The organism is Paenibacillus sp. LK1 (genome assembly GCF_002750415.1).
Lineage (GTDB): Bacteria > Bacillota > Bacilli > Paenibacillales > Paenibacillaceae > Paenibacillus > Paenibacillus taichungensis.
This window is the reverse complement of the sequence record NZ_PEII01000011.1, coordinates 216,137-236,908: the sequence shown is the minus strand read 5'-3', so window position 1 is coordinate 236,908 and position 20,772 is coordinate 216,137. Positions and strand designations below refer to the sequence as shown.

Genomic DNA, 20,772 nt, shown 5'->3' with positions numbered 1-20,772 from the left:
AAATGAATATGAACCCAGTCATGAATGAAGAATCAGAGCGATTTGTAACTAAAGATAGTCATGCGGAAGGGATGAAGAATGGCCTTGCCAAAATTTTGGAGGGAAGCCATCTGGAGCAGGCAGAAGCGCGCGACTTAATGTACTCCATCATGAGAGGTGAGGCCACTCCGGCTCAAATCGGAGGTTTGCTTATGGGCTTGCGGATGAAGGGGGAAACGGTGGATGAAATCACGGGGTTTGCCGAAGCCATGCGTGGACAGGGCGGACGGATTCTAACCGACGGCAATGGACTGCTGGACACCTGTGGAACAGGTGGTTCAGGTATTCATAAGTTCAACATTTCAACGGCATCGGCCATCATTGCTTCAGCAGTTTCTGTCCGGGTGGCGAAGCATGGTAATCGCTCTGCCTCAGGTAAAGCGGGCAGTGCGGATGTACTTGAAGCATTGGGCGTGAATATTCATCTGGACGGAGAGCAGGCGAGACAATGTCTCGATGAGATCGGAATCTGTTTTTGTTTTGCTCAGGTGTATCACCCTTCTATGAAACATGCTGCTGCGCCAAGAAAAGAGCTGGGTGTGCGTACGATCTTTAACATGCTCGGACCTCTAACCAATCCTGCGGGAGCGGATCGACAATTGCTTGGTTTATACGACCGCAGCCGGACACCGATGATCGCTGAAGTGCTGAATCGTCTAGGGCTGAAAAGAGCTTTGGTCGTAGCGAGTCATGATGGACTGGATGAAATCAGCATCTCTGCACCTACACAAGTATCCGAACTGCGTAATGGTGAAGTGCATACGTATGACATTGATCCACGTGATATGGGATTATCGTTACATCCGCTGGAATCGGTTCTTGGAGGAGATGCGGCCCAGAACGCCGAAATTATTAAAAGGATCTTCCAGGGAGAACGGAGCGCATACCGTGATGTCGTTCTGTTGAATGCCGGGGCGTGCATCTATGTATCCGGTCTAGCGAATACCATTGCAGAAGGTGTGTTGATGGCGAAAGAAGCTGTAGACTCGGGCAAGGCTGCCGGGAAGCTGGAACAGTTAATTCATACAACGGAGGCGTACAGTCATGTATCTTGATCGAATCGTAGCAACCAAACATAAAGAAGTTGAAGTTCTCGCACAAACATTTCAGATGGACGATGCGCTGAAAAAGATAGAGGCATTACCCAATACTCGTGGATTCGAACGTGCTTTATCAGAGAGACGTAACCGTAAGCTGGGTCTCATTGCCGAAGTGAAGAAAGCTTCTCCATCCAAAGGACTGATTCGTCCTGATTTCCATCCAGTAGAAATTGCTTCCGCATACGAACGGGCTGGAGCAGATTGTATATCCGTATTGACCGACGTTTCTTATTTCCAGGGAAATAGCGAATACTTGCAGGCCATTCATGAAGCTGTGAACATACCGTTACTGCGCAAGGATTTTATTATAGATGAACGACAGATTGCCGAGGCAAGGCTGCTTGGCGCGGATGCCGTTTTGCTGATTGCGAGCATTCTGACACCCGAACAAATGCGTCAATATCTGACATTTGCCAAAAGTCTGGGTCTTGATGCATTAATTGAAGTCCATGATCGTGCTGAACTGGAGCAAGTACTTGATATTCCTCAGGCAACACTTGTAGGCATCAACAACCGCAATCTGAAAACGTTCGAAACGAGTCTGAACACCACATTGGATTTGATGAATTTGATTCCGGAGGGTGTAACATTAATCAGTGAAAGTGGAATTGACGGTCCTCAGCCATTGGAATCTCTTATTGAGGCAGGTGTGCATGGTATCCTTGTTGGGGAGCATCTGATGCGCAAAGACAATGTTGAGGCTGCGGTATATGAACTGATGGGACCAAAAGCATGAATGCATTCAATCATGACGGCGCAAGCAGCAGAGACGTGGATCTGCGAAACCAGCCGGCAGCGGCTGTAAAAATATGTGGACTTCAGGACGTTGAAGTGCTAAAATCGATGATAAACTTGCCTGTGGATTACGTTGGTGTTGTTTTTGCCCCATCCCGTCGCCGTATTACACCTGAACAGGGTGCGGAGCTAAGAACGGTTCTCTTGGACTGGACGATGTTCGATCGGCCGAAGCTGGCGGGTGTTTTCGTGAATCCCACGCTCGAAGAGCTGGAAAGCATCATGCAGATTTCACGCCTGGATGTCATTCAGCTGCACGGACAGGAATCGCCGGAATTTTGTGAACAGGTGAAACAGCGCTTCGGTATCGAAGTGTTCAAGGCTTTCTCTTTTCCAAAAGATGAAACAGGTTCATTAGCTGACGATATTGCCTTAATGGCACTTGATCCATATAAAAATGTGGTGGACGCCATATTGCTCGATACGTTTGACCCGCTCTATGGAGGGGGTTCCGGTAAAACCTTTGCCTGGGAACGAATTCCATTCTACGCCGAGTGGGCAAGAAAACATGGAATCGCGTTGTTCGTGGCAGGAGGTTTACAGCCGGATAATGTGCAACAACTGATACAGACATATGCACCGGACGGCGTCGATGTATCCAGCGGCGTAGAGTCCGAAGGTGTGAAGGATATTGCGAAAATAACAGCATTTGTAGAAAGGGTGAAGCAGGCATGACACATCAATTGCCGGATCAACACGGGCGTTTCGGTCCCTTCGGAGGCCGCTTTGTACCTGAGACACTAATGAACGCTCTGATCGAACTGGAGGGAGCGTATAGCCACTTCTCCGAAGATGAGGAATTCAACAAGGAACTGAATTATCTGTTAAGCGAGTATTCTGGTCGGGAAACGCCTTTATACCATGCAGAACAATTGTCCCGCCGCTTGGGTGGACCCAAAATTTATCTGAAACGTGAAGACCTGAACCATACAGGAGCGCATAAGATCAATAACGCTATTGGACAGGGATTGCTGGCTAAACGGATGGGGAAAAAGAAAGTCATTGCCGAAACAGGTGCAGGACAGCATGGCGTTGCCACGGCAACAGTTGCTGCATTGCTGGGGCTTGAATGTAAAGTGTTTATGGGTGAAGAAGATACGCAGCGACAACAATTGAACGTATTTCGGATGAAGCTGCTTGGAGCAGAAGTCATTCCGGTGACATCTGGCACGCGTACATTGAAAGATGCGGGTAATGAGGCGCTTCGCTACTGGGTTAGTAATGTGGAAGATACCTTCTACGTGCTTGGATCCGTAGTCGGTCCTCATCCGTACCCAATGATGGTACGTAACTTTCAGCGAGTGATCGGTGATGAGACACGGCGCCAGATTCAGGAGATTGAAGGACGGTTGCCGGATGTGATTGTTGCAGCTGTAGGCGGCGGAAGTAATGCAATCGGTATGTTCTATCCGTTTATTGGCGATCAGGATGTGAAGCTTGTTGGAGTTGAAGCAGCTGGTAAAGGGGTGGACACCGAGTTCCATGCGGCTACGATGAGCAAAGGGACACATGGTGTATTCCAGGGTTCGATGAGTTATCTGCTGCAAGATGAATATGGACAGGTTCAGCCAGCCCATTCCATTTCAGCGGGACTTGATTATCCGGGTGTTGGTCCTGAGCATTCCTATCTCAAAGATATTAAACGTGCCAAATATGTTCCGATTACGGACCAAGAGGCATTAGATGCCTTGCAGTTGCTGAGCCGAACAGAAGGCATTATTCCGGCTTTGGAGTCAGCCCATGCTGTTGCGCAGGTCGTCAAGCTTGCGCCTGAACTCAGCGCTGATGATATCGTTGTGATCTGTCTTTCCGGTCGTGGTGACAAAGACGTTGAATCCATTATGAAATACACAGGAGGGGACTTGGCATGAACCTGATGGACCAGACCTTCCAACAATTGAAAGAACAGAACCGGACAGCACTTATTCCATTTCTTACGGTTGGAGATCCAGATGTGGACACCACGGTGGAGATCATTAAGGAACTGGAACAGGCTGGAGCGGACATTTTGGAACTCGGTGTTCCCTATTCTGATCCGCTCGCAGATGGACCGGTAATCCAGCGTGCTTCCGAGCGTGCATTGAAAAGTCAGATCACAATTCGGACTTGTATGGAGACAGCAGCAAGAGCGCGTGCTGCGGGTGTGAAACTACCTTTTGTACTGTTTACCTACTATAATCCGGTGTTACAGACGGGACTGGATGTATTTTTTGACGAGTTGATCAAACATGAGATCAGTGGCATGATCATCCCGGATCTTCCGATTGAGGAAGCGGAGGACATGCGACGCCGTGCGGATGCTGTAGGTGTGCATTTGGTTCCGCTCGTAGCCCCTACGTCCAACGCGAGAATCGAGCGTATTGTTACGGGAGCACGTGGTTTCATCTATTGTGTCTCTTCTCTGGGTGTCACGGGAGAGAGAGCTTCCTTTTTCGATGGAGTAGAGAGCTTCATTGAAACTGTAAAGAGCCTGACAGATCTTCCGGTCGCTGTTGGCTTCGGCATTTCCAGTCACGAGCAGGTAGCTCGTTTCTCCCGCATCTGTGATGGTGTTGTTGTTGGTAGTGCTATCGTTCGTCAGGTGGAAGAAGCTATACCTCTTCTTGGAAATCCGGATACGCGTCAGGCGGGACTGTTGCAAATTCGCAACTTTGTGGCACAATTAAAAGGATAGGGATTCAATGATGTTACATCCCCAGGGCATGCTCAGCACAGGCTGAGGCATGTCCATAACTATTTCAATAACAGGAGGCGGTCGGGTTGAAACCGAAGTCCCAGATTGTCAATCTGCCTGTATATAAACCGGGCAAACCGATTGAAGAAGTGAAACGTGAACTGGGTTTGGAGCAAGTGATCAAGCTGGCCTCCAACGAAAATCCATATGGAAGTTCGCCTGCTGCGCTTGAGGCAATCACTAGAGAGCTAGTCAATGTAAGCATTTATCCGGATGGAAGTTCCACGGAACTGACTGAAGTGCTGGCGAAGCATCTGGGAGTGGAACGGGATAATCTAATCTTTGGTTGTGGATCGGATGAGATCATTGCGTTGATCACTCGTGCATTCTTCCTCCCGGGAGACGAGAACATCATGGCTGACCAGACGTTCTCTGTATACAAAAGTAACGCTGACATCGAAGGTGCTATCAGCATTGAAGTACCGCTCAAAGATGGAACTCATGACCTGACTTCCATGCTGGCGCAAATCAATGATAAGACGAAAGCAGTCTGGGTGTGTAACCCCAATAATCCAACCGGTACAATTATCTCTGAGCAGGAATTGACGGCATTTATGGATCGTGTACCTTCTCATGTGATGGTTGTGCTGGATGAAGCTTACTATGAATTTGTAACGGATGAGGCGTATCCACAAAGTGTTCCTATGATTGAGCGTTATCCTAACCTGGTTATTTTGCGGACATTCTCCAAAATCTATGGATTAGCTTCATTGCGTATTGGATACGGTATTGCACGCCCAGAAGTAATCGATCTGATCAACCGTGTGCGTGAACCGTTTAATACTTCACGATTCGGTCAGGCTGCGGCGAAAGCTGCACTTGAGGATCAGGCTTTTGTCCAAGAATGTGCGGAGCGTAATGCAGTAGAACGAGCGTATTTGCAAAATGAATTCACACAGTTAGAACTGCCGTTTTTCCCTTCGCAGGGTAACTTCATCATGGTTGATCTGGACATGCCATCTGCAACGGCGTTCCAGTCGCTTTTGAAACAAGGCATTATCGTTCGTCCTGGATTCCATGTATATCCAACATACATTCGTGTGTCCGTCGGAACATCAGAACAGAACCGTGCGTTTGTCACGGCACTGAAGAACACGCTGGCTGAGAAGGCGGTAGCACGCCCTTAAATCTGGCGATGAAAAGAGTGAGGACCCATGAATCTAAAAATTGCAATGATCGGTGTAGGGCTCATCGGCGGTTCACTGGCGCTTTGCTTCAAAGGCAAGCCTGGTGTAACGGTGATGGGCTATGCCCACCTGCCTGAACTGAAGGACAAGTACATAGCGAGTGGTGTAGTGGATGATGCTACGCTCTCTCTGGAGGAAGCGGTACAGGATGCCGACTTTATTTTTTTGTGCGTACCTGTTGGGCTGCTCGAATCCTATTTTGGACAATTGGCCAAGCTTCCCTTGAAAAAGGGATGTATCATTACGGACGTAGGAAGCACAAAGGCATCCATCGCAGCTTGTGCTGAGCATGTCCGCATGAGTGATGCATACTTTATTGGCGGTCATCCGATGGCCGGATCTGAGCGTGCAGGTGTGGATGCAGCCTCGTCTGTATTATTTGAGAATGCATACTATGTCTTGACCCCTTCAGAACAAGTACCTGAGGAAGCTTATGACAGATTATCTGATCTTCTTGCGTACACACGTGCACAGATTGTTCGTGTAGAGCCGCTGCTGCACGATGACATAGTTGGAGCGATCAGTCATTTGCCACATGTTATTGCAGTTGCGCTGGTGAACCAGGTGCGTGAATATAATGAGTCGAACCCTTTGTATAAAATGCTGGCTGCAGGCGGTTTCCGTGATATTACTCGGATTGCCTCCAGTGATGCCATTGTATGGAGAGATATTCTGCTGAGCAACCGTGAGGTGCTGCTGGGCTTGTTGAAGGACTGGAACGGCCAAATGACGGCTTTCACCGAAATGCTGGAGCAACAAAATGGTGAGGGCATTGAGGAGGCGTTTCGTCAGGCACGCGAGTTCCGCAGTGTGCTGCCAGAACGAAGGAAAGGCATGATCTCGTCGTTGTTTGATCTATATACGGATGTACAGGATGCACCGGGGATGATCGGCAAGATTGCCACCGAGCTTGGGGCGAATGATATTAACTTAAGCAACATGGAGATTATTGAGAACCGGGTCGATGTGCCGGGCATTATGCGTTTGTCGTTCCGGCAGGAAGAAGAAATGGAACGTGCCAAAACGTTGCTGGATTCCCTGGGGTATCAAGTGTGGGTTTAGGTTATTGGAAGGGGGCGAAAGCCCTCTTTTTTATGTTGATAATCAGCTGTTACAGGACATGTTCTAAAAAAGGACAAAAAAAAGACCGCTTACATAAGCGGCCATTGCTCACGTGGAGCAATACAGTTATTGGATAGGAGTGGAGAGAAACCATACTGTACTTTTATTATATGTATCCGTTTTCATTTTGTCAACACTTTGAGTAAAATTGTTTAAGTTAATTATAACATTCGTAAATTAAGGAAATATAATCCTTGCATAAAGTGAGTTGGAAATGCATTTTGTCTATTGCTTGATGATCGGAAATAAGGTTTAATGGTGCAATTGCTAAAAATATGTTATGACGAAATTCTGCTGAAATTTTAAAATTATTTCTTAATTCACACAAACTTTTTGAGGCCTTCGTTCGTCCAATATATGAGTGGCTTCACAAAAGGGATCAAATTGAAGTCATGGACGAGAAAATGGCTGCATAATAATGACTGGTCGGGCTTCAACGGAAGCCATGGATTTGCCAGGATGATGCAGACCGTTGTACAATAAATACTGTTAATGTAGAAACGTTGGGGAAATTGCCATTACATAGGGGAATTTGGCGGGAAGGCCTGTTTTGGCGCTGAACGCTGTTTTATGCGGTGAAAACCGCAACTTTTTTGTGCCTGTTCGGTAATACATGGATAGAGTCGAACGGGGAGAAGCACATGGATGGGCGAGGAGGGGTCGCACTCAAATGACGGATTCCCAGTTGATTCGAGAGATCAAGGAAGGTAACCTGGAGTTATATTCCGAGCTGATGAGTCGTTATCAGCGTAAAATACTGGCTTTCGTATATCATATGTTGAAAAGTTCTAATATGGAGCTGCTTGCGGAAGATCTCTGTTCTGAGACTTTCTATAAGGCGTTCCGCAGTCTGCACTCATTCCGAGAGGTGGATGCCTCATTCTCAACCTGGTTATATACCATTGCGAGAAATACGGTACTGAGTGAGCTTCGCAAACAGCGTAGTGGGAGTGTTCCACTTGAAGAGAGCGGTATTGTACCTGTTGCTCCTTCTGAGAATGCGCCAGAGCATGCTGTATTGCGCAGTGAGCGGGTGATGCTGGTTAGGGATGCAATTAACAATTTACCGGAGAAGCAGCGTTCTGCCATTATACTCCGTGAGTATGATCAACTAGATTACCAGGAGATTGCAAATATTCTTGGGCAGAGCGTCAGTTCTGTAAAATCGTTATTGTTCAGAGCAAGGTCAAGCGTAAAAACTCAATTGGAACCTTATTTCTTCGAACCGGTCTACGAGCCATATGAAGGGATGAAGAACAGATGAATTGCAATGAAGCCCAGGAACTGTTTGCACTGGTCTGGGACTTGCCGGAAGCTCATCCTCAGCGAATTGCATTTCATGCTCATCTCGCTGGTTGTGAAGATTGCTCGCAGCAATTTGAGGTTTGGGAAGAAGCTCAAATTCTGCTGCACAGCATACCGGTCCCAGTGACAGAACAACAAGCAGAGAAAGTGAACCGTAATGTTATGGACCGGATCTATGCGGAGTCTCCATGGCTACTGCCGGAAGAGGCAAAGGTTAATCGTTTCTCTGCTGTGATCCGCAAGCATATGTCTTTGTGGATTGCTGCGTTCCTGGCAATTTTCTTATGCAGCTTTCTGTACATGGCGATGTTTAAGCCGGACGTATCAGAAGCTGAGCAGACCAGCGTGGTCTCTACGGGTATTTTGGAGACAGGAGTAGCGGGCAGTGAGCCTTCTTCCTCCGGATTGTACAAGTACAACATGACGGGAGCAGATAGAGGGAGTATTATTGAGCCCTTCGTTGTGAGCATGGGCCCAGCGTATCCACAGTACTGGATGGCGTTGTCGCTGCTTGCAATAGGTATGGCTCTGTTCTCTCTTGGGCGGATGCATCGTTCAACAAACAAACGCAAACAAGGTGCACGTGCTTAGGTAAAGCTTTCGTTCACCGTATAGAGAAATGAGGGATGAGATGCGCATTGGGCTTATTCGTCACGGTCTAACCGACTGGAATGCAGCAGGGCGTATTCAGGGACAGACAGACATACCTCTGAATGCGGAAGGTCGTGAGCAAGCTGAGCGTCTGGGTAGACGTTTGCTTACCGAAGAGTATCGCTGGGACCATATCATTACGAGCGGGCTGTCCAGAGCTCAGGAGACGGGAGAGATTATCTCCGGGCTATTGAATGTTCCTTTGCTTGAGCCGGATGCACGCTTGAAAGAGCGTGCCTTTGGTCAAATTGAAGGTCTGACATCCGAAGAGCGTGTGGCTCGCTGGGGCGCTTCCTGGGAGACGCTTGATTTGGGACAGGAACAGATTGCTGATATTCAGACACGTGCATTGGGCTTTCTGGAGGATTTATGGGAGGCTCATCAGGACCAAAATGTGCTGATTGTCTCCCATGGCGCTTTTTTAGCCAGTTTGCTATCAGCTTTGTATAAAGACCGCTATACGGAACGAATTGGAAACCTATCGCTTACGATCCTGGAGAAGGAACGTGACGATTGGAGTCCATTGCTTTATAACTGTACACGACACCTTTCATTAGATCTGGCAAAACAACCTGAGTAATTAACTCAGGTTGTTTTTTTGCGTTATAGCAATGTGTAACTGGCATTCTATAGAGATTGAAATAAACATTTACACAAGAACGGAGAGGACAGAATTAACCTGAGGAAGCGGAGCTAAAAGCTTTCTGAAAGAAAGCTGCGTCGGAAGCATACGCTTCGCCTTTATCCCCAGATTTTCCCCTTCGAAAAAAGGGAATCCAAAAAAATTGGGGATAACAGCGATCAGAAGGTTGTTCTGTCATTGGAGTGGCAAGTGTAAATATTCTCTAGTTCAATTTCTATATGATTTTGAACCTCTCATTCTTCTTCTGAGCAGGCAACTTCGGGCATAGTATGGTTAAAACATAAAAGATTTGCAAAAAAGAGGTTTAGATCATGGGAATTCCGTCAACGATGTTTACAAAACCAAACTACTCCAGGCCCCGAATCAACAGCCAAAAAGTAGTCAAGGGCGAGGCGATGGACCCATGAATCTAGCGGATATGCTTACTTTTGCCGATATCGGCCAGCTTAATCGAATAGCAGACTATTACCAGTGCGAGTGTAAGCCCAATTCCAAACATGAACTCATCCAGAGTATTCTCACTACATTGGGCAGCAGACCTTTTTTTGAGCAGCAGGTTAGGGAACTAAACCAGGTAGATCTACGGTTTTTGAACAACTTGCTGTTTGATACCCGCCAATACTTCGGTATGGAGGAACTTGTCGCCATTGCTCGTCAATCGATGGATAAAAAAGATAGCGAGGCTGGAGCCAGTCCACGTGATCTTATCGTACGCTTCACGAAGAGTGGATGGTTATTCAATGGCACAACTCAGCAGACCAGATACCTGTATCAGGTACCTAAGGATTTGCAAATGAGATTTCGTGATGTGTTATCCACTCACCTGAAAGCAGGCATTGCACAGACGAGCGAGCCGCCCGTTTACAGGGATGAATACCATCTACTCGCAGATGATCTGAAACTGTTTCTGCAATTTGTCCAGCAGCATGAAATAGCACTGAACGCAGAAGGCATGATGTATCGTCGTTCTCAACAGCAGATCATGGAGCATTTGCATGTGAGTGAGGCGCTGGTGGGTAAGGCAGGATGGAGATTCGGTTATGGTCGTTCGTTCAAAGACTACCCCGACCGATTTGCGTTCATCTACGACTATGCTTTTCATCATCGTCTGGTCCGTGAGGAGCAGGGCACGCTGAAATTGTCACCTTCTGGTGAAGACAAGCTGGGTGCGGAGAAAACAGCCGAGATGATACAGCTATTTCGGTTTTGGTTAAGACTTTATAAAGGTGCTATTCCCAATCTGTCCTCCATAGTGTACTGGACAGGGGAATGTGCAGCTGGCTGGTCCACAGCAGAGTCTTTGTTCCGCCAGATTGGTCCCTACATTCAGCCGTTCTATTATGACACTGCCGAGACGATTTATGACAACAGGATACTCAAAATGATGCTGCACCTAGGCATGCTTCGCATTGGAGAACATGCAGATGGGCGAACAGTACAAATGACAGCATGGGGTTCACGGCTTGCGTCATCCTGTCGCTCGCTGTCCGGGGATATTAGTCCCGTTATGTTTGACAAGTGAAGGACAAGTTGCTAAAATCACTCCCAAATTAAGGAGTGATACTAATGATAATTCCATACAAAGGTATGCAACCCCAGTTACACCCTTCGGTCTATATGGCTGAAGGCGCCAAACTTATAGGTGATCTGACAATGGGTGAAGAATCTACGATCTGGTTCAATGCTGTGCTGCGCGCCGATCTGGCACCCATTGTGATTGGACGGCGCTGTAATATACAGGATAATGCTGTTGGGCACGTCAACACGGATCAACCTTTGATTTTGGACGACGATGTATCGGTAGGGCATTCTGCGATTATCCATGGATGTCGTATCGGAACAGGTTCGCTGATTGGTATGGGCGCTATCCTTCTCAATGGAGCCGAAATTGGTGAATATACGCTGATCGGGGCCGGTTCTGTTGTAACTGAAAATACTAAAATACCGCCCTATACCCTTGCTTTGGGCACACCAGCCAAAGTGATACGTGAGTTGACTGACGCAGATCTTGAGCGGATGTCCAGAACTACACTAGGTTATGTTGCCAAAGGAAAGGAATATAGGAGCTCTTAAATCCGTTTTGGAGGTGCATCCTATTGGATAAAATGAAAGTTACGTATGAAGTCATGTTGGGGCTGGCTGCTGAGATGGTGTGGGACGACGCGCTTCGTAAACAGCGCAGCGAGAAGCTGTATATGGAAATCGATAAGGCATTGGCTACCGGAGACGAAGTAGCTTTCCGGAATCTGACGGATGAACTAAAGGCCATAAACTGATGAGCATGTAAAATAATATATACGACAGGAAATGCGTGAAACACGCATTTCTTTTTTGTGTTCTTCATCATTCTTATGCGGAAAAAGTATGAATCTCTGGATTTATAATATACGCTCATATATAATATGGGAATAAAATGGATAGAGAGGGGAATTAGGGAATTGAAATTCAGTGAGATGACTCAAGACAGCTGGGCGGAACTGCAACTCTATCTGGATACATGCCTTATTCCATATACAGCCCTGACGGGCAAGCAGTCCCCGGTTGAAGCAACTGAGGCGTTGGAGCGACTTAGAGATTTTTTGGATCTGGTGGAGATTCCTTTTAAAGGACGTATCATGACTTACCCTGCATTCCATTATGCGTGTCCAGATATGTCAATGGCATTAAATACCTTATCCGAACAGCTCAAATCCTCCGGTTTCAAATATGTGGTTATAATGTCATCTGATGGCGAGTTGGAACATACCCAAATTACCTCTGCAGATTTGGTATTAAGTCGTTCTACTTTAATTCAAGAGGTTGGAGAAGAAGGGATTTCGCGTTTTGTCGGGGAAAAAATCCGTGAGTTATGGAAAAGATGACCTACCTGTGACAAATGTGACAATTTACCAACATTTTTTTAATAACGCTTACAAATGAACCTTAAAAATGTGTGACAAATTCTTGACGGTGTTCTAGGGCTACTATATGATTATGTATGTTCTAGTAAGTCGTGGAATTTCTGATAATGAAAACGATTGAGAGAGTTGGCTGAAAAAGGGGGTTGGAGACAGTATGAGCAGTGAGCATGACCAGCACGAAGCTTCGATGAAATTGCCAAGCCGCATGGAAATGTCACGCAGGCAGTTTTTGACGTACACGCTTGGTGGAGCTACAGCCTACATGGCCGCCGGTGCAATACTCCCCATGGTCCGTTTTGCGGTGGACCCGATTTTGCAGCACAAGGGAGAAGGCACCTCTGTCAAAGTAGCGGAAATCAGCAAAATTACGAATGAACCTCAAGAATTTACGTTTGAATTGAAACAGCAAGATGGTTGGTATTTGAGCAATGCTTCGTTAATCGCCTGGATCAGGAAAGATGAGCAGGGCAAAATCTATGCGCTTTCACCCATTTGTAAACATTTGGGATGTACCGTAGGTTGGAACAGTGATAAGCAATATCCTGACGAATATCATTGTCCGTGCCATGGCGCGCATTATAACAAGGAAGGCAAGAACCTTGCCGTAGCCCCGAAGCCGCTTGATGAGTATGTGGTTAAAGAAGATCAGGGTTGGGTTTATCTGGGCGACATTATTCCGAACACCCGAGTCAAATAGGAGGCGTGAACGCAGATGTTTAAAAATGTCTATGACTGGATTGACGAGCGTCTCGATATCACGCCAATTTGGAGGGACGTTGCGGATCATGAAGTTCCAGAGCACGTAAACCCGGCTCATCACTTTTCCGCATTCGTGTACTGCTTTGGTGGATTGACGTTCTTTATCACTGTTATTCAAATTTTGTCAGGGATGTTCCTGACCATGTATTATGTGCCTGATATTATTAATGCTTACGCCAGTGTTGAGTATTTGCAGACTAAAGTAGCCTTCGGCCAAATTGTACGCGGGATGCACCATTGGGGAGCCAGCTTGGTTATCGTTATGATGTTCTTACATACGATGCGTGTGTTCTTTACCGGCTCTTACAAAGCACCACGCGAGATGAACTGGGTTGTCGGCATGCTGATCTTTTTTGTCATGCTGGGTCTGGGGCTTACCGGTTACCTGTTGCCTTGGGATAACAAAGCCTACTTTGCAACCAAGGTTACTCTGGAGATTGCGAATACGGTTCCTTGGCTGGGACCGATCATTAAGGAATTCCTGCAAGGTGGAACTATTGTAGGTGCGCAGACGTTAACACGATTCTTTGCCCTGCACGTCTTTTTCCTTCCGGCTGTGCTTCTGGTGCTTCTGGTCGGTCACTTTATTATGATCCGCAGACAGGGCATTTCGGGACCACTATAATCTGAGAAGGGAGGAATCGACATGGCTCACGGACACAAGTCAGATGACCAGGAAAAGATTATCTTCGTCGGGGACTCACGCGTCCGTAAAGGAGCGGGGTTTATAACTCCACCGGATTACACGGCGTATCCCGGCAAATCAGAGGCTTTTATTCCTAACTTCTTGCTGAAGGAATGGATGGTTGGTGTCGTTGTACTGGTTGGTATTCTGGTATTAACGATTTCGGAACCTGCACCACTGGGCTATCCGGCCAATCCAAGTGCATCGGTTATCCCGATGCCGGACTGGTACTTCCTTTTTCTGTATCAGTATTTGAAATACCCATATGCCTCAGGTGATTATGTCCTGCTCGGGGTACTTGGAGTCAGCGGAGTTGCTTTCGGTGCTTTGTTACTGGCCCCTTTTCTGGATACAGGCAAGGAGCGGCGTTTCTACAAACGTCCGATTGCATCATCACTTATGATTCTATCGGTGATGGCCGTTTTCTACCTGACCAATGTAGCGTGGACACACTACGCGCATGAATTGGAAGCAAGCGGCCAAAAGCCGGAACATATTCAGCGTGAAGAAGAAGCGCGGGAGAAACACGCGCAGGGTCTGCCTACCTCCAACGCGCCAGGTCAAAAAGAAGAAGTGGCGATCGTTGAGAAGGATGACCCTGCAATGGAAACCTTCAAAAAGGCCGGATGTATCGGATGTCATGCGGCTGATATGAAGGGTGCAGGAGGCCCTTCGCTTCGGGGGGTGGGTGACAAACACAGCCAGGAAGAAATCCTGACGATTATCAAAGAAGGATATAACAGTATGCCTGCTCAGTACGACAACGCCATTGCTCAAGGGCTAACAGATGATGACATCAATCACTTGGCGGAATGGCTTGCGAAACAGAAGGCAGAACAGTAAAATCGAAATAAGCAATGAAACCTGATCGTTTATGCGGTCAGGTTTTTTTGAGGCGTTTTTCGCAACATCATCTTTTGGAACGCAGAATACACATAATGGAAGGGGCAGAGCATGTGGCTTTATCGTACTTTTGGAGCCGGGAATTTCTAACAAACCGTTACTTCCTGTGGCTTCTTTTTTGGTGTAACGCATTAGGAACAGTATATGGATACATATGGTACGGGGATCAATTGGAATATACGCTGGCACAGCAACCACTATGGCAAATTGTGTTTGTGCCGGACAGTCCGACAGCGAGTCTGTTTTTTACACTATCCTTATTGTGGATTTTGTACAAGCCGAAATCGAGGCTTCTGAATCGGATTGGACATGTCATACAGGCGCTTGCTGTGGTTACTTCGGTAAAATACGGCGTATGGGCAGTCTCCATCATTTTTGCAGGTTGGATGCAGGGGGGCGCACAGAACTGGCAGGATTGGATGTTGATTGCGTCGCATAGCGCCATGGCTATCGAGGCTTTGCTGTATGTGAGGTTCTTTGGGTTCCGTTGGGGTGCTTTGGTGATTGCTGCCTTGTGGACACTGCTAAACGATACAATGGATTATACCTATGACATCTTCCCTTGGCTGCCCGCATCGCTGATGGAGCATCTGGATGGTGTACGCAATTTCACCGTGGGATTGACGCTAGTGAGCATTCTCTGTGCGTGGCTTGCCTTGAGACAGGCCAAACGGGCCTGATTTCATCATGTAAGCTTGTTCTAAGGAACTCTCCCTTGCCATACATTGATGGTGGGAGGGATGTCCATGAAGAGAACGTTCAGGATCAAAACTGGATTTGTGGTGGTGTCGTTCATGACTCTACTGTTCTGGACGAACTTGTCATACAGCGTATCGGCGGAAAGTACAGGTGCGAATGGAAATACAGATCAGCAAGTATCAGCCAAAAAAACAATTGAGCAATTAAATGAAGAAGCGGCCCTGCTGTATCGACATGCCTTGGAGAATGATATTGAAGAGGTTAGAGGCAGTATTTTGCGAATCAGTAAAGGTCTGGAGCATATATCCTTTGAGGGTCAGACTACTGTAGAAGGCATTCATGCCCTATCCGAGACCATTGTTGAAGTAAAAGAAGCTGCGGTCAGGGTGAAAAATGATGATGCGTCTTTGCAGCAGGCCTCTGCCAAACTTCGACTTGCGGCTGATAGTCTCGCTAACCCGGCCAAACCTCTATGGCTCCAGTATTATAAAATCGTAAAAAATGATATTGATGCGCTGTCAACCGCGGCAGACCAGCAGTTAAGTTCGACGATAATAGCAAGCCGCTACGCCTTGCTGGAGGAGCATTACGAGACGATTCGACCTGCGGCGATGATCCGCCGTGAACCTTACGAGATCGCCCAACTGGATGCCTGGTTGTCTCATACCAAAGGTCTGACTGCGGCCAAGCAGATTGACACCGCACAATTAAAGAGTATGGTAGCCCATGGTGAAGAGTTGGTGAACCAGTTGTTTGGTCGAGAAAAGGACGAAAGTGCCTTTGTACCGTTTGTTCAGGGGCCCAATCGCAGGGCGGCCGGATTGCTGATTACTTCCATAATCATAGCAGCACTAAGTTATGCGGGTTACCGTAAATATCGGGCACAGCAGCAAGGCATTTTTCCGTTTCGTCGTTGAGCCATTACTGTCATCATGATATGACAAAGACCTCTGTCTACAAGGAAGGCCAGCTGGTGGCGCTTCTCTTGAAGATAGAGGTTTTCTTTTGTACAAGTATAAAGTTCAGCTTTCCTTAAACCCTTCTCCATGTACGTCATGCACATCGCTAATAATAACAAATGCTCTAGGATCAACCGAACGCACAATCGTCTGCAAACGTCTGAATTCCTGCCTGGAGATGACACAGTAAGCAACATGTTTGGCTTGTTTCGAATACGCACCAATGGCTGGAATGAGCGTTACGCCGCGATCCATATCACGGGTAATCAAATCTGCAATCTCAGGTGCATGATCACTGATGATCATAAATGCGCGGGCCGAATAAGCCCCTTCCTGAATGAAGTCGATTACTTTAGAGGCGATAAATACAGCCACAAGGGTATACAGTATTTTTTCTTTGGGAATGTAGACGAGGGAGATACCAATAATGATGAAATCGATACCTAATAGTACTCGTCCCATACTCCAGCCATATTTTCGATTAAGAATGCGGGCTATGATGTCAGAACCACCTGTCGTTCCGCCCCAGCGGAAAACGATTCCAAGGCCTGCTCCCAATGTAACCCCAGCGTAAAGCGCCGCAAGTAAAAGGTCATTCTCGGTATGCAGCGGTTCAATCCAGCCAAGATCAATCATTTTTTCAAATAACCACAGGAACACCGTAAGCGCTCCTATACCCACGCCTGTATAAATCATCTGTCTGCCGCCCAAAATCTTGAGCCCCACTAGAAAGAGTGGAATATTAACGACCAAGGTTGTAAGCGAAGGAGAGATGTTGAATGCATAATTTAGCAGGACCGTAATCCCGGTTACGCCGCCTTCCATGAGCTGGTTGGGGATGATGAAGTACAGAAGTCCAAAGGCATACAATGCCGTACCCAATAGGATGGGGAGAATCAATTTGAATTGAACCCAGGTTTTGGAAGTGCTCATAAGTTCCCTCTCCGTTTTACAAATTAGAATGAGAAAGCAATCATTCCCATCTTAGTATACCTGTTTATTGATTCTTTAAAAATGATTTGTCGTTTATGATGGTGGAAGTGAATCTAAATAACTGATATATTAGGAACAAATACGACACAATTTCAAAAGGAGAATCCGTTCTCATGGAGAAAAGCATTGCAGAAATGCAGCGTGAGGTTGATCTGTATATTTCCCAGTTCAAAGAAGGGTACTTCAGCCCGCTGGCCATGCTCGCCCGTATGTCTGAAGAGGTGGGAGAGCTTGCAAGGGAAGTGAATCACGAGTTCGGTGAAAAACCGAAAAAATCTTCCGAAGCAGACAATTCCATTGAGCTTGAGCTCGGGGACATTTTATTTATCACGATTTGTTTTGCTAACTCTCTCGGGATCGACCTGGCAGAGGCGCACGACAAAGTCATGCATAAATTTAACACACGCGATGCAAATCGGTGGACGCCAAAAAACACCGATTAGGCGTAGATTACATATGCTGTACCATCACCTCAATGGGGGAGGGACAGCTTGGATGATGAAACCGGAAGAGTATATGCAGCATGCTTACCGCTGTATTTTGCAAAATGATTTTGAGCAGGCGATTCGTTGGTTTGAATCTGCCATTAATGCTTACCCGGAACATGCGGAGCTCTATTATCGTTGTTCCATTACACATGCCCGTAGTCAACACCTTGTTCCAGCGCTTGAATATGCACGTAAGGCTGTTGAACTGTCACAAGGGATAGAGGAGTATGTTTTGCATTTGCAGACCCTGGAAGCCAAACAGATAAGCCTCCAGGCCAAGGTGCTGCTTGAACAGGCAGGAAACGGAACGCATGAACGATATGTGCAGGCGGCCGATCTGCTGAAACAGGCAGTAAAACTTGACCCGTTATATGTGGAAGCGCATATCATGCTTGCTCTTGCTTACAGTGATCTGAATGAGTTCGACCTTGCAACCCGTTCCGTTCGTGACGCATTGTTGCTGGACCCGCAGAATGATCAACTGCATCTATTGTTACAGGAAATTAAGCAGCGTATGAAATCCATTCAATAAGATGCCGTTTCATAGCGGGATGGAGATCTTTTGAATGGATTTAACCAATCGAACCAATATAGTGAGGAGATGCAGTCAAGATGAGTGAAGTAATAAGAGTTGCCGTAATCGGAGCAGCTGGCCGGATGGGCCGTGAAGTAGTGAAACTGGTGCTTCAAGATCCTGAACTGGAGCTCGCCGCAGCGGTCAACCGCTCCGGAGTAGGCACGGATGCCGGAACACTTGTCGGTCTACCCGAATGTGGGGTGCTTCTGACCGATGATATCGAGATGGCTTTTGCAGAGACTAAACCACAGGTTATGGTGGACTTTACAGTCCCTCAATATGCCTTTGCTCATACAGAGATTGCGATCCGGCATGGGGTCAGACCTGTTATGGGGGTTACCGGCTTTACGCCGGAACAGATCGAACAGCTGGACAAGCAGTGTCAGGACAAAGGCATTGGAGGGTTGATTGCCCCGAACTTCTCAATCGGTGCTATTCTGATGATGAGATTTGCCGCACAGGCTGCCAAACATATGCCGAATGTGGAGATCATCGAATATCACGGGGATCAGAAGCTGGATGCTCCTTCGGGTACAGCAATCAAAACAGCCGAGCTAATTGCAGCAAACCGCGAGGAACTTCGTCAGGGTAATCCGAATGAAGAAGAGACGATCGAAGGATCGCGTGGTGGATATTATAATGGTTTCCGAATTCATAGTGTCCGGTTGCCGGGGGTATTCGCCCAGCAGGAAGTGGTATTTGGAGACTTTGGCCAATCCCTCAAAATCCGTCATGATTCATATGAGCGTGCAGGTTATATGCCTGGTGTTAAGATTGGTGTACAGAAGGTTATGGAATATACAGGACTTATCTACGGATTTGATCACTTTATCGACTAAAAGAGGTAGTTCAAAAAGTCAACTTTTGATCACGAGGTCACTCGAGAAGCGGATACGACATCGAATCTTGAATTCAGCCGGGCCTTCCGTTGCTCACGTAGGTTCGCAAGCACATGCTTTCGAAGCCGTTTTCTCCGAAAACGTGTAGCTCCGCTACTCAGTTCCTAGCTTCATCCAACCTTCTTGGTGCTGAGAACCTGACTTTTTGAACACACACTAAAAGGAGATTGTCATGTTGAAAATTGCATTTATTGCCCATGATCGCAAAAAAGAAGAGATGGTTAACTTCGTGACAGCCTACGAAAACGTATTTACAGACCATCAATTATACTCGACAGGTACAACAGGTCTTCGTATTATGGAAGGAACCTCACTACAAATCCATCGGTTTGAATCCGGTCCACTGGGCGGAGATCAACAGATCGGAGCCTTGGTTGCACAAAATGAGATGGATTTGATTATTTTCCTGCGTGATCCATTGATGGCACAGCCTCATGAACCAGATATTAACGCTTTGCTGCGTCTGTGCGATGTACAGGGGATTCCGCTTGCTACGAATATTGCAACTGCAGAAATTCTCGTCAAAGCGCTCGATCGCGGTGATTTTGGCTGGAGAGAGCTTGTACATAAATACAAGCCTGAGGGTGGATTGAATTCGGGTGATGCTCAATGAGTTTGGACATTCTCATATTTGGTGCACACGCGGATGATGCAGAGATTGGGATGGCAGGAACGATTGCCAAACATACTGCAGCTGGACTGAAAGTAGGCGTGTGTGATCTGACCCGAGCGGAGATGTCTTCCAACGGGACGGTAGAGCGCAGAGCCGAGGAAGCGGAGCAAGCCTCCCGCGTCCTCGGTCTTTCGTGTCGAAGCAATCTCGGTTTGCCTGATCGGGGGCTGTATATTACTCCTGAACACATCGAAGCTGTGACTGCCGAGATACGGCGTCATGCCCCTCGAATCGTGTTTGCGCCATATTGGGAGGATCGTCACCCAGATCATGTAATGTGCAGCAAGCTGGTGCAGGAGGCTGTCTTTAATGCCAAGCTTAGAAACTATAAGCCGGACATGCCCGCAGTTCAAGTGAAAGAATTGTATTTTTACTTCATTAACGATATCGGACCAACGGATTTGATTGTGGATATTACGGAACACTATGAGCAGAAGGAAAATTCATTGCTAAGTTATCGTTCCCAGTTCGAATTGGGAGAAGGCGCAGTTGCCACTCCATTGACTCAAGGATATATTGAACGTGTGAAAGCCCGGGATTCTTTGCTCGGACAGCGGAGCCTCATTCCTTTTGCAGAAGGATTCGCTAGCATTACACCTTATGTAGTTCATCAATTTGGCCAAGCAGCCAAGTCATAAAACGATCGAACTTGCTCGTATAA

Annotated in this window: 25 protein-coding genes; 24 read left to right on the top strand and 1 reads right to left on the bottom strand. The window is 47.1% G+C overall.

Annotated features, from left to right (window positions below):
• Positions 1 to 71: 71 nt before the first annotated feature.
• The 19 genes from trpD to CS562_RS23560 all read left to right on the top strand — a co-directional run bounded on the left by trpD (position 72) and on the right by CS562_RS23560 (position 16,439).
• Entirely contained in the window at positions 72 to 1,094 is a 1,023-nt protein-coding gene (gene trpD, locus CS562_RS23650) for an anthranilate phosphoribosyltransferase (RefSeq protein WP_373561760.1), read from the top strand.
• On the top strand, positions 1,084 to 1,875 hold the full coding sequence (gene trpC, locus CS562_RS23645; RefSeq protein ID WP_076288940.1) for an indole-3-glycerol phosphate synthase TrpC: 792 nt from the start codon (positions 1,084 to 1,086) through the stop codon (positions 1,873 to 1,875). The genes trpD and trpC overlap by 11 nt, the downstream gene beginning before the upstream one ends.
• A complete protein-coding gene (locus tag CS562_RS23640; RefSeq protein WP_099858398.1) occupies positions 1,872 to 2,609 on the top strand; it encodes a phosphoribosylanthranilate isomerase in 738 nt (245 codons plus the stop codon). The genes trpC and CS562_RS23640 overlap by 4 nt, the downstream gene beginning before the upstream one ends.
• A complete protein-coding gene (gene trpB / locus CS562_RS23635; RefSeq protein ID WP_099858397.1) occupies positions 2,606 to 3,805 on the top strand; it encodes a tryptophan synthase subunit beta in 1,200 nt (399 codons plus the stop codon). Before CS562_RS23640 ends, trpB begins: the two co-directional genes overlap by 4 nt.
• On the top strand, positions 3,802 to 4,608 hold the full coding sequence (gene trpA, locus CS562_RS23630) for a tryptophan synthase subunit alpha (RefSeq protein WP_099858396.1): 807 nt from the start codon (positions 3,802 to 3,804) through the stop codon (positions 4,606 to 4,608). Before trpB ends, trpA begins: the two co-directional genes overlap by 4 nt.
• 86 nt (positions 4,609 to 4,694) lie before the next feature.
• Entirely contained in the window at positions 4,695 to 5,795 is a 1,101-nt protein-coding gene (gene hisC / locus CS562_RS23625) for a histidinol-phosphate transaminase (RefSeq protein ID WP_099858395.1), read from the top strand.
• A gap of 27 nt (positions 5,796 to 5,822) precedes the next feature.
• Positions 5,823 to 6,917: a prephenate dehydrogenase gene (locus CS562_RS23620; RefSeq protein WP_099858394.1), complete on the top strand. Its 1,095-nt coding sequence runs from the start codon at positions 5,823 to 5,825 to the stop codon at positions 6,915 to 6,917.
• Positions 6,918 to 7,647: 730 nt separating this feature from the next.
• Positions 7,648 to 8,241 (top strand): RNA polymerase sigma factor, encoded by a 594-nt coding sequence (locus CS562_RS23615; protein ID WP_053780698.1) that lies wholly within the window; start codon positions 7,648 to 7,650, stop codon positions 8,239 to 8,241.
• Positions 8,238 to 8,873 carry an anti-sigma factor family protein gene (locus CS562_RS23610; protein WP_076288946.1) on the top strand — a complete coding sequence of 212 codons (636 nt, stop codon included), beginning with the start codon at positions 8,238 to 8,240 and terminating at the stop codon, positions 8,871 to 8,873. Before CS562_RS23615 ends, CS562_RS23610 begins: the two co-directional genes overlap by 4 nt.
• Positions 8,874 to 8,913: 40 nt before the next feature.
• Entirely contained in the window at positions 8,914 to 9,513 is a 600-nt protein-coding gene (locus CS562_RS23605; protein ID WP_076288947.1) for a histidine phosphatase family protein, read from the top strand.
• Between the two features lie 466 nt (positions 9,514 to 9,979).
• Positions 9,980 to 11,098 carry a hypothetical protein gene (locus tag CS562_RS23600; RefSeq protein WP_099858393.1) on the top strand — a complete coding sequence of 373 codons (1,119 nt, stop codon included), beginning with the start codon at positions 9,980 to 9,982 and terminating at the stop codon, positions 11,096 to 11,098.
• Positions 11,099 to 11,142: 44 nt separating this feature from the next.
• Entirely contained in the window at positions 11,143 to 11,649 is a 507-nt protein-coding gene (locus CS562_RS23595) for a gamma carbonic anhydrase family protein (protein ID WP_063566783.1), read from the top strand.
• Between the two features lie 23 nt (positions 11,650 to 11,672).
• The gene (locus CS562_RS23590; RefSeq protein WP_024630643.1) at positions 11,673 to 11,852 is read left to right on the top strand and encodes an IDEAL domain-containing protein; all 180 of its coding nucleotides are present in this window, start codon (positions 11,673 to 11,675) and stop codon (positions 11,850 to 11,852) included.
• A 162-nt stretch (positions 11,853 to 12,014) separates the two neighbouring features.
• Complete coding sequence (locus tag CS562_RS23585) at positions 12,015 to 12,437, top strand: DUF2487 family protein (RefSeq protein ID WP_076288949.1); 423 nt, start codon at positions 12,015 to 12,017, stop codon at positions 12,435 to 12,437.
• Between the two features lie 193 nt (positions 12,438 to 12,630).
• On the top strand, positions 12,631 to 13,173 hold the full coding sequence (locus CS562_RS23580; protein WP_076288950.1) for a QcrA and Rieske domain-containing protein: 543 nt from the start codon (positions 12,631 to 12,633) through the stop codon (positions 13,171 to 13,173).
• A 15-nt stretch (positions 13,174 to 13,188) separates the two neighbouring features.
• A complete protein-coding gene (gene qcrB / locus CS562_RS23575) occupies positions 13,189 to 13,860 on the top strand; it encodes a menaquinol-cytochrome c reductase cytochrome b subunit (RefSeq protein WP_017687726.1) in 672 nt (223 codons plus the stop codon).
• Between the two features lie 21 nt (positions 13,861 to 13,881).
• Positions 13,882 to 14,763, top strand: a complete 882-nt coding sequence (locus CS562_RS23570) for a menaquinol-cytochrome c reductase cytochrome b/c subunit (RefSeq protein ID WP_090807379.1) — start codon at positions 13,882 to 13,884, stop codon at positions 14,761 to 14,763.
• Between the two features lie 113 nt (positions 14,764 to 14,876).
• Positions 14,877 to 15,503, top strand: coding sequence for a DUF1405 domain-containing protein (locus CS562_RS23565; protein ID WP_099858420.1), 627 nt, complete (start codon positions 14,877 to 14,879; stop codon positions 15,501 to 15,503).
• Positions 15,504 to 15,569: 66 nt separating this feature from the next.
• Entirely contained in the window at positions 15,570 to 16,439 is an 870-nt protein-coding gene (locus CS562_RS23560; protein ID WP_180287210.1) for a sporulation protein YpjB, read from the top strand.
• Positions 16,440 to 16,544: 105 nt separating this feature from the next.
• Here CS562_RS23560 and CS562_RS23555 read toward each other — a convergent pair whose 3' ends face one another.
• Positions 16,545 to 17,414 (bottom strand): YitT family protein, encoded by an 870-nt coding sequence (locus CS562_RS23555; protein WP_099858391.1) that lies wholly within the window; start codon positions 17,412 to 17,414, stop codon positions 16,545 to 16,547.
• Between the two features lie 173 nt (positions 17,415 to 17,587).
• Here CS562_RS23555 and CS562_RS23550 point away from each other — a divergent pair, with 173 nt between their 5' ends.
• From CS562_RS23550 to bshB1, 5 genes are all read left to right on the top strand, one after another.
• Complete coding sequence (locus CS562_RS23550; protein ID WP_024630636.1) at positions 17,588 to 17,917, top strand: nucleotide pyrophosphohydrolase; 330 nt, start codon at positions 17,588 to 17,590, stop codon at positions 17,915 to 17,917.
• Between the two features lie 52 nt (positions 17,918 to 17,969).
• Positions 17,970 to 18,494, top strand: coding sequence for a tetratricopeptide repeat protein (locus CS562_RS23545; protein WP_256716795.1), 525 nt, complete (start codon positions 17,970 to 17,972; stop codon positions 18,492 to 18,494).
• A gap of 80 nt (positions 18,495 to 18,574) precedes the next feature.
• Positions 18,575 to 19,378 (top strand): 4-hydroxy-tetrahydrodipicolinate reductase, encoded by an 804-nt coding sequence (dapB, locus tag CS562_RS23540; protein ID WP_053780709.1) that lies wholly within the window; start codon positions 18,575 to 18,577, stop codon positions 19,376 to 19,378.
• A 232-nt stretch (positions 19,379 to 19,610) separates the two neighbouring features.
• The gene (mgsA, locus tag CS562_RS23535) at positions 19,611 to 20,051 is read left to right on the top strand and encodes a methylglyoxal synthase (protein ID WP_024630633.1); all 441 of its coding nucleotides are present in this window, start codon (positions 19,611 to 19,613) and stop codon (positions 20,049 to 20,051) included.
• Positions 20,048 to 20,749, top strand: a complete 702-nt coding sequence (gene bshB1, locus CS562_RS23530; protein ID WP_099858390.1) for a bacillithiol biosynthesis deacetylase BshB1 — start codon at positions 20,048 to 20,050, stop codon at positions 20,747 to 20,749. Before mgsA ends, bshB1 begins: the two co-directional genes overlap by 4 nt.
• Positions 20,750 to 20,772 lie beyond the last annotated feature (23 nt).

What these genes read in the sequence shown, in the direction of transcription:
- trpD (WP_373561760.1), top strand. Translation starts at nt 72, where the DNA reads ATGAAGAATGGCCTTGCCAAAATTTTGGAGGGAAGCCATCTGGAGCAG.
- trpC (WP_076288940.1), top strand. Translation starts at nt 1,084, where the DNA reads ATGTATCTTGATCGAATCGTAGCAACCAAACATAAAGAAGTTGAAGTT.
- CS562_RS23640 (WP_099858398.1), top strand. Translation starts at nt 1,872, where the DNA reads ATGAATGCATTCAATCATGACGGCGCAAGCAGCAGAGACGTGGATCTG.
- trpB (WP_099858397.1), top strand. Translation starts at nt 2,606, where the DNA reads ATGACACATCAATTGCCGGATCAACACGGGCGTTTCGGTCCCTTCGGA.
- trpA (WP_099858396.1), top strand. Translation starts at nt 3,802, where the DNA reads ATGAACCTGATGGACCAGACCTTCCAACAATTGAAAGAACAGAACCGG.
- CS562_RS23620 (WP_099858394.1), top strand. Translation starts at nt 5,823, where the DNA reads ATGAATCTAAAAATTGCAATGATCGGTGTAGGGCTCATCGGCGGTTCA.
- CS562_RS23615 (WP_053780698.1), top strand. Translation starts at nt 7,648, where the DNA reads ATGACGGATTCCCAGTTGATTCGAGAGATCAAGGAAGGTAACCTGGAG.
- CS562_RS23610 (WP_076288946.1), top strand. Translation starts at nt 8,238, where the DNA reads ATGAATTGCAATGAAGCCCAGGAACTGTTTGCACTGGTCTGGGACTTG.
- CS562_RS23605 (WP_076288947.1), top strand. Translation starts at nt 8,914, where the DNA reads ATGCGCATTGGGCTTATTCGTCACGGTCTAACCGACTGGAATGCAGCA.
- CS562_RS23600 (WP_099858393.1), top strand. Translation starts at nt 9,980, where the DNA reads ATGAATCTAGCGGATATGCTTACTTTTGCCGATATCGGCCAGCTTAAT.
- CS562_RS23595 (WP_063566783.1), top strand. Translation starts at nt 11,143, where the DNA reads ATGATAATTCCATACAAAGGTATGCAACCCCAGTTACACCCTTCGGTC.
- CS562_RS23580 (WP_076288950.1), top strand. Translation starts at nt 12,631, where the DNA reads ATGAGCAGTGAGCATGACCAGCACGAAGCTTCGATGAAATTGCCAAGC.
- qcrB (WP_017687726.1), top strand. Translation starts at nt 13,189, where the DNA reads ATGTTTAAAAATGTCTATGACTGGATTGACGAGCGTCTCGATATCACG.
- CS562_RS23570 (WP_090807379.1), top strand. Translation starts at nt 13,882, where the DNA reads ATGGCTCACGGACACAAGTCAGATGACCAGGAAAAGATTATCTTCGTC.
- CS562_RS23560 (WP_180287210.1), top strand. Translation starts at nt 15,570, where the DNA reads ATGAAGAGAACGTTCAGGATCAAAACTGGATTTGTGGTGGTGTCGTTC.
- CS562_RS23555 (WP_099858391.1), bottom strand. Translation starts at nt 17,414, where the DNA reads ATGAGCACTTCCAAAACCTGGGTTCAATTCAAATTGATTCTCCCCATC.
- CS562_RS23550 (WP_024630636.1), top strand. Translation starts at nt 17,588, where the DNA reads ATGGAGAAAAGCATTGCAGAAATGCAGCGTGAGGTTGATCTGTATATT.
- CS562_RS23545 (WP_256716795.1), top strand. Translation starts at nt 17,970, where the DNA reads ATGATGAAACCGGAAGAGTATATGCAGCATGCTTACCGCTGTATTTTG.
- dapB (WP_053780709.1), top strand. Translation starts at nt 18,575, where the DNA reads ATGAGTGAAGTAATAAGAGTTGCCGTAATCGGAGCAGCTGGCCGGATG.
- mgsA (WP_024630633.1), top strand. Translation starts at nt 19,611, where the DNA reads ATGTTGAAAATTGCATTTATTGCCCATGATCGCAAAAAAGAAGAGATG.
- bshB1 (WP_099858390.1), top strand. Translation starts at nt 20,048, where the DNA reads ATGAGTTTGGACATTCTCATATTTGGTGCACACGCGGATGATGCAGAG.